The 6,891-nt window shown below is 40.7% G+C and carries 6 protein-coding genes; 4 read left to right on the top strand and 2 right to left on the bottom strand.

All coding sequences use genetic code 11. The features are described 5' to 3' along the window. The 3 genes from HMPREF0519_RS03465 to HMPREF0519_RS03455 all read left to right on the top strand — a co-directional run. Window positions 1-1,721, top strand: a 1,721-nt coding sequence (locus HMPREF0519_RS03465) for an ABC transporter ATP-binding protein (protein ID WP_003634695.1), incomplete at its 5' end; no start/stop codon positions are given. Continuing rightward, a complete protein-coding gene (locus HMPREF0519_RS03460) occupies window positions 1,721-3,619 on the top strand; it encodes an ABC transporter ATP-binding protein (protein WP_003634693.1) in 1,899 nt (632 codons plus the stop codon). The genes HMPREF0519_RS03465 and HMPREF0519_RS03460, both read left to right, overlap by 1 nt. A 24-nt stretch (window positions 3,620-3,643) precedes the next feature. Further along, the gene (locus HMPREF0519_RS03455) at window positions 3,644-4,540 is read left to right on the top strand and encodes a hypothetical protein (protein ID WP_225429184.1); all 897 of its coding nucleotides are present in this window, start codon (window positions 3,644-3,646) and stop codon (window positions 4,538-4,540) included. A gap of 196 nt (window positions 4,541-4,736) precedes the next feature. On the opposite strand, the gene apf is transcribed toward HMPREF0519_RS03455, so the two are convergent. Continuing rightward, complete coding sequence (gene apf, locus HMPREF0519_RS03450; protein WP_003557578.1) at window positions 4,737-5,327, bottom strand: aggregation-promoting factor; 591 nt, start codon at window positions 5,325-5,327, stop codon at window positions 4,737-4,739. A 387-nt stretch (window positions 5,328-5,714) separates the two neighbouring features. Continuing rightward, on the bottom strand, window positions 5,715-6,269 hold the full coding sequence (locus tag HMPREF0519_RS03445; protein ID WP_003557570.1) for a GNAT family N-acetyltransferase: 555 nt from the start codon (window positions 6,267-6,269) through the stop codon (window positions 5,715-5,717). Between the two features lie 161 nt (window positions 6,270-6,430). On the opposite strand from HMPREF0519_RS03445, the gene HMPREF0519_RS03440 reads away from it, so the two are divergent. After that, a complete protein-coding gene (locus tag HMPREF0519_RS03440; protein WP_003634689.1) occupies window positions 6,431-6,820 on the top strand; it encodes a hypothetical protein in 390 nt (129 codons plus the stop codon). The last annotated feature ends 71 nt before the right edge of the window (window positions 6,821-6,891 follow it).

Here is a 6,891-nt window from a genome sequence, read left to right as displayed (position 1 = left end):
CTAAGGGACGAATTTCCTATCTTGCAGTCCTTGGGGCTGTCTTTTTTATGGCTATCCAAGTGATCGCCAACCTAAATCTCCCCAGCCTAACTTCAGATATCGTTAATAACGGTGTTGCTACCGGTAATATTAGCTACATCTGGCAAGTCGGCTTCAAAATGGTTGGTTTTTCATTGCTCAGTATTGCAGCAGCCGTCTGCAATGTTTTTTTAGCTGCAACAACGTCCCAGAAACTCGGGAAAAATCTTAGAAGTGATATTTATCGCAAGGTTATCAATTTCTCAAATGATGAATACGATCAAATTGAAACTTCTTCGCTCATTACCCGAACGACTAATGACGTGGTTCAAATTCAAAACGTCGGTATCATTATGTTGAGAATGATGTTGATGGCACCGATCATGTTAATTGGTGCCAGTTTCCTGGCATACACAAAAGATCACCAATTAACAACCGTTTTCTTGGTTGTTCTACCAATCATGGCACTTTTTATTGGTTTTCTACTATATTTTGCTGTGCCGATGTTTCGAGCCATGCAGACCAAAACCGATAAGATCAACCGAATCTTCCGTGAGGGACTAACCGGCGTCCGGGTTATCCGTGCTTTTCGCCAAGATCAGTTTGAACAGAATCGTTTCGAAGATGCCAACAAAGACTACACACAAAACGCAATCAACATCAACGTTTTAATGGCACTCGCGTTTCCGGTCATGACGATGATCATGAGTGGTACCAACATCGCCATTATTTGGTTTGGTGCCAAATTAATCGGTGCCCAGTCAATGCAGGTTGGTAATTTAATAGCTTTCATGACATATGCGATGCAAATTCTCATGAGCTTTATGATGATGTCTATGGTATTCATTTTCATTCCACGGGCCCAAGCATCAGCTAAACGTATTCAAGAAGTTCTAAACCTGCATTCATCTCTTAAAGTTCAAGATCATCCAGTTGACGTAGATGTCAAAGCACCTAAACATACCTTAAAATTCGATCATGTCACCTACCGTTACCGAAATGCCGAGCTGCCCGCCTTAACCGATATTGACTTCGAAGCTAAAAGTGGTCAAACGGTCGCCATCATCGGTGGAACAGGTTCTGGGAAAACATCTTTAATTAATTTGATTCCCCGATTTTATGACGTCGAATCCGGTCAGGTTGAACTGGACGGTGTTAACGTTAATCATATGGCACTTGATAAGCTTCACGAAGCAGTGTCATTGGTTCCTCAAAAGGCAACCCTTTTTACCGGAACGCTTCGGGACAACATGCGATATGGTAAGGATGACGCAACAGACGATGACATTTGGCATGCTTTGGAGATTGCCAGGGCAAAAGATTTCGTAAAAGCCTACCCTGAAGGTCTTGATTTGCATGTCGAACAAGGTGGCGGCAACTTTTCCGGCGGTCAACGTCAGCGATTGGCAATTGCCAGGGCACTGGTTAAACAATCCGCCGTCTATATTTTTGATGATTCATTTTCAGCACTCGATTTCAAAACCGATGCAGACTTGCGGGCTGCTTTGCGAAAAGACACCCATATCCAACAAAGTATCACCGTGATCGTTGCGCAACGAATCGCAACGGTTGCCGATGCCGATCTTATTTTGGTACTAGACAATGGCAAGCTGGTCGGCAAGGGCACACACGATGACCTTCGGAAGACAAACAAAGTCTATCAAGAAATTATCAAGTCTCAAATCAGAGAGGAGGATAAATAATGGCCCAAAAAGACGAATCCAACACTTCATCGCAACCAACTCGTGGGCCCGGTGGCGGTCATGGTCCCGGTGGTCCACGTGGCGTTGTTGAAAAGCCAAAGAATTTCTGGAAAACAACAGCTCGCCTCATGCATTACATGTCCGACCGGATTGTCGGCTTGATTCTGGTTCTGATTTTTGCGATTACCAGTGTTATTTTCCAAATTAGAACACCTAAGATTCTTGGTCAGGCGACCACGGAAATTTATAAGGGCGTCATGAAGGGATCTGCGCAGCAAAGGGCCGGGTTTAACATTGGCAATCTGCCGATCAATTTTGATAAAATTGTTCACATTATTATTATCGTTGCCTTGATGTACCTGGCTTCCGCAATCTTTAGTTATCTACAGCAATTTATCATGACGCTGATTTCTCAGAAAACTGTTTATCGATTGCGAAAACAAATGAAACAAAAAATGCGCCTTGTTCCTATTAAATACTACGATACCCACAGTAATGGTGATATTATGAGTCGGGCCGTAAACGATATGGATAATATCGCCAGCACCCTTCAGCAAAGCCTTACTCAAGCAGTCACCAGTTTGGTAACCTTCATTGGGACACTCTGGATGATGTTTTCAATCAGTTGGAAATTAACGCTGATTGCTTTTGTCACCATTCCATTAAGTATTGTGGTCGTCGGCATTGTCGCACCAAAGTCTCAAAAATACTTTGCAGCACAACAAAAGAGTCTTGGCCTGCTTAATAACCAAGTCGAGGAAAATTATGCCGGACAATTAGTTCTCAAAAGTTTCAATAAAGAAAAAGACACCATTGATAAATTTGAAGAACAAAATGACAAGTATTATCAATCAGCGTGGAAAGCCCAGTTCATTTCAGGCATCATCATGCCCCTTATGATCTTTATGAACAACATCGGCTATGTTTTTGTCGCCATTATCGGTGGTATCCAGGTTGCCAACGGCAGTATTACACTTGGTAATGTCCAAGCATTCCTCCAATATACCAACCAATTTTCCCAACCAATCTCTCAGTTGGCTAACTTAATGAATACGATTCAGTCAACGATTGCTTCTGCTGAACGGGTATTTGATGTCATTGATGAAGAAGAAATGAAAAACACTCATCAAAACCGTCCGGTTGAGAAGGGAACAGATAACATTGTGTCCTTGGAACACGTTCAATTTGGTTATGAAGAAAGCGACCTTTTACTAACCGATTACAACCTGCAAGTTAAACAAGGCCAACAGGTCGCCATTGTCGGACCGACAGGTGCAGGCAAGACAACCATCATTAACCTTTTGGAGCGCTTCTACGATGTCTCAGGCGGCTCAATTCGCCTCAAGGGTGTTGACACCAGGGATATTGACCGGGAAAAATTAAGATCTCATTTTGCAATGGTTCTTCAGGATACTTGGCTGTTTACCGGTACCATCTATGACAACATTAAATACGGACGTGAAGATGCCACACACGACGACATTATTGAAGCCGCAAAAGCTGCCCACGTCGACGAATTTGTCAGAAAATTACCGGATGGTTACGACACCGTTTTAAACGAAGCAGCTTCAAATATCTCTCAAGGACAACGTCAACTGGTTACGATTGCCCGAGCTTTTGTCGCCAACCCGGAAATCCTCATCCTAGATGAAGCAACCAGCTCTGTCGATACGCGAACCGAGGTCCAAATTCAGCATGCAATGAGCGAATTGTTAAAGAATCGAACCAGCTTTGTGGTCGCCCATCGACTTTCAACGATTCAAAATGCTGACAACATTATTGTCATGAACCACGGCTCAGTTGTTGAAACCGGAACCCACAATGAATTATTGGCAAAGAACGGTTTCTACGCCGATCTGTATAACAGTCAATTTTCAGACAACGTGTCATTTAACTAGGAAGGAGACAACAACGTGAAAAAAATGTTTGGACTTGGTTTTGCGGCTGTTCTTCTAACCTTAGGGCTTGCTGGCTGCGGCCGACCAAGCTTATCAGTTAACCATCATCAACTGCAACCTGATGGGCTTGGCGCAGTTATTAAAGGCCAAAGTCGTCATCAAACCATCGACTATCGAATTGATAATGGCAAGAAGCGAACCGAAAAGACACACAATGGCAGCTTTGCACTGACGATTCCCAGCAAGGCAACTAATCAAAAAGTTGTTTTATCTGCGGATAACACCCATCAAACTGTCAAAATCGAAAAAGCTGATCCACTAATAACCTATTCCTCCCTTCAGTCAACATATAATCAGGCAATAACTGCAACCGCTCTTTCAAAAGCTGATCAGAAAAAAGCAATGGTTCTGCAAAAACAAGGTGCAAAACTAAAGCAACAGCAACAAGCCATTGAAAAGGCTGTTGCTGCCGCTAAGAAAAAGCTTGCTGCCGGTGATGCCAGCGCTGCCGGTGACTTGAAAACGCAGGCAGCCAAAGGGAATGCTTTAAAAGCCCAGGCAGCCAACCTGCAAGCCACAAGTACAGAAGTCACTAAAGCGATGAAAAAGGCCAAGAATCGGGTTAAAGATCAATTGCTCCCTACTCAATCACCAAATGGTATCCACAATTTAATCGAGACAAAAGATGTGACGATTCGGACCAATACAGATCAGAATCAAGTTGTTGGAATTGCGCTAATGGTTCCCGTCTCCGCCATGAAGAATAAAACCGATGCCAAGAAATTAATGAAAGATTTCAAGAAACAAACGAAATCGAGTAAAACCAGTAAGACTACCAATAAGGCACTTCGATCAAATGGTGTCGATTTTCGAATTGGTTATTCAACAACCACACTTTATATCTATATTACCAAGCAGTAAATAAGCTTAAACTTAACAATGACAAGAGGTCGGGATAACTATTATCTCGACCTCTTTTTTATCATAAACGCTTCATCAATCCAAACCGAGCATGCCAAAATTGCTTTCAATTATCCTAGCAAACAAAAAAAGATCCATCACATTTGTGATAGACCATTTTCATTTAATTTAAATCACTTGTCTGGTACTTTTTATTTTAGTACCAGCCGTTTGCCTGCCAGAATGACTTGGCAGCTGACCATGAACCGTAACGATTTGCTACGTATTGATTAGCAACCTTTTCCTGATTGGCAGCTGAATAGTCACCGTTAAGGTAAGATGCACTTAATTGATACTTACCAACATATTGACCATTTCGTGCTGAATATGAACCGCCTGATTCGTGGGATGCAATCCAAGATTTTGCTGAATTGCTGTCAGTTGCACCCGTATTGGCAGATGCTGAATAAGTTGAGCCTGCATTATTAGTAGTTGCAGTGTTACTTTGAGTAGTTGATTGAGTTGCTTGTTTGTATTGTGGCTGGCTGTAAGAAGTAGTCTGTGAAGTCGATTGCGTGGTTGAAGATGCTTGACTACCATCTGGAATATTAATCTTTTCACCAGCAATAATAACACTGGAATTACTCAAATTATTTGCCTGATTGATTGCGTCGACTGAGACATTATATTTTTGTGATAGTCCCCATACTGTATCTCCGGATTGAATAGTAACAACTGTTGCTGCTGATGCATATGAAAATCCTGCGAAAAATAATCCAACAGCTGCTGCTGAGGTTGCGAGAATCATAGATAATACTTTTTCCAAAATTACACACTCCTATAGAATACTTGTGTCTGTGACTAGAATTTGCTGACCTCATCGATCAACAATGCATAGTCTATCCCATTGGTGTGACAAACAAATAACACCAGTATTAAGCTTCACGTGAAGTGTGTAAATCATGTAACGGTATAGTAATTTTTGTTAAACACTTATTTATGGAAGCTGCGCTCAAACAGTCATACAAAAGTCATTACGGCACTTTTTTTAACGGCACAAATATTTCAATTCACTTGTTTTTCAATAGTAAATAACTGTTTTTTTCTTCAAATTTTAAAAAAAGAAATCCAAAATAACCCATTTTTAACAATATTTCGTTAAAAAAATGGCCCTTTCAGACCATTTCAGGCGAACCTATTGTTCAGCTCTTCGAACTCCATAAAATTCTTCAGGATAATAAATCTTGCCACTTCGCTTAAACAGCCCGCCATCGGTCAATGGCTTGATCAAATTAGCATTAATATTGATCGGCATGGTTGAGAAAATGTTAAAGTTCTCTGCGGCAACATACCCTAAATCATAAAAGAAATCGGTATTATCAATCGCACTAACTGCTGGGTACCCTGCAAGTTGTGCGCGATTTTCAAGCTCATACACCATTGCTTGACCGACACCTTGATCCCGATACTGTTTTGGTACACTCACTTCAACGATTGATACAATCCGGTGAGAATGGCTTGAAGAGCGAATTGTCACAGGAATCATCAATGCATGCCCAATAACTTGGTGATCATAATCCTTGGCAACAACTTCAAACTCAGATTGATAATCACTATAAGTGCGTAGCCGATCTACCATATCAACTTCGTCACCGTCAGTATTGGTTTCCTGATTTGTATAACTTTCGGCAATAATGGCTCTGATATCTGAGTATTCTTCTCTTTGGGCTGTTTCAATTGAAAATTTCACGACTAATCTCCACTCTTTCTATATAATGTAACTAACTATTAAACTTGTTAAACTCAAAATGATGCCTAACATGAAAAGTTGTCAGTTCATGGCAACTTCTATACACTAATATCAGTATAAAGGATAACAGTATTAAAAAACAATGAGAAAGTTGGCTTATTATGTCTACAAAAGTAAAATTTTCACTTATCAGTCTAATTGGTTATCTTATATTCGCAACAGCAGCTTTCACCCTTGGATTTCTCGATCCAAATCGAATCGGACTTCAATGGAGTATTTTCTGGTATATTGCTGCTGCTTTAATTACTTATTATCTATGGTTTAAGAACGTTGTTTATAAACGAGTGATGTATTATGCCCACCAATTGAAATTGACAAAAAATGATTTACAAAAATTTCTCCCTAATCTAAAAAAGAGTCAGGATATCCCTGACCCACAACGAAAAAATTATTTCGCACCAATTTTTAATTTTCCTTTGCAAGGACTGGATGTGCTGGATAAAGAATTAGCCAAAGAAGCTAAAGAGAAAGGGATTAAGCCCTTTAAATAAAGAACCTTATACTCTAGGTGCTAATCACTTTGTTCCACACACTGTTCTTAGGACTGCTCCTCAAAGCAATG

It is taken from the genome of Lentilactobacillus hilgardii DSM 20176 = ATCC 8290, from assembly GCF_000159315.1.
Taxonomy (GTDB): Bacteria; Bacillota; Bacilli; order Lactobacillales; family Lactobacillaceae; genus Lentilactobacillus; species Lentilactobacillus hilgardii.
Note: the sequence above shows the minus strand (reverse complement) of the source record. Positions and strands in the feature narration are given on the sequence as shown.

What these genes read in the sequence shown, in the direction of transcription:
- apf (WP_003557578.1), bottom strand. Translation starts at nt 5,327, where the DNA reads ATGATTCTCGCAACCTCAGCAGCAGCTGTTGGATTATTTTTCGCAGGA.
- HMPREF0519_RS03440 (WP_003634689.1), top strand. Translation starts at nt 6,431, where the DNA reads ATGTCTACAAAAGTAAAATTTTCACTTATCAGTCTAATTGGTTATCTT.
- HMPREF0519_RS03455 (WP_225429184.1), top strand. Translation starts at nt 3,644, where the DNA reads ATGTTTGGACTTGGTTTTGCGGCTGTTCTTCTAACCTTAGGGCTTGCT.
- HMPREF0519_RS03460 (WP_003634693.1), top strand. Translation starts at nt 1,721, where the DNA reads ATGGCCCAAAAAGACGAATCCAACACTTCATCGCAACCAACTCGTGGG.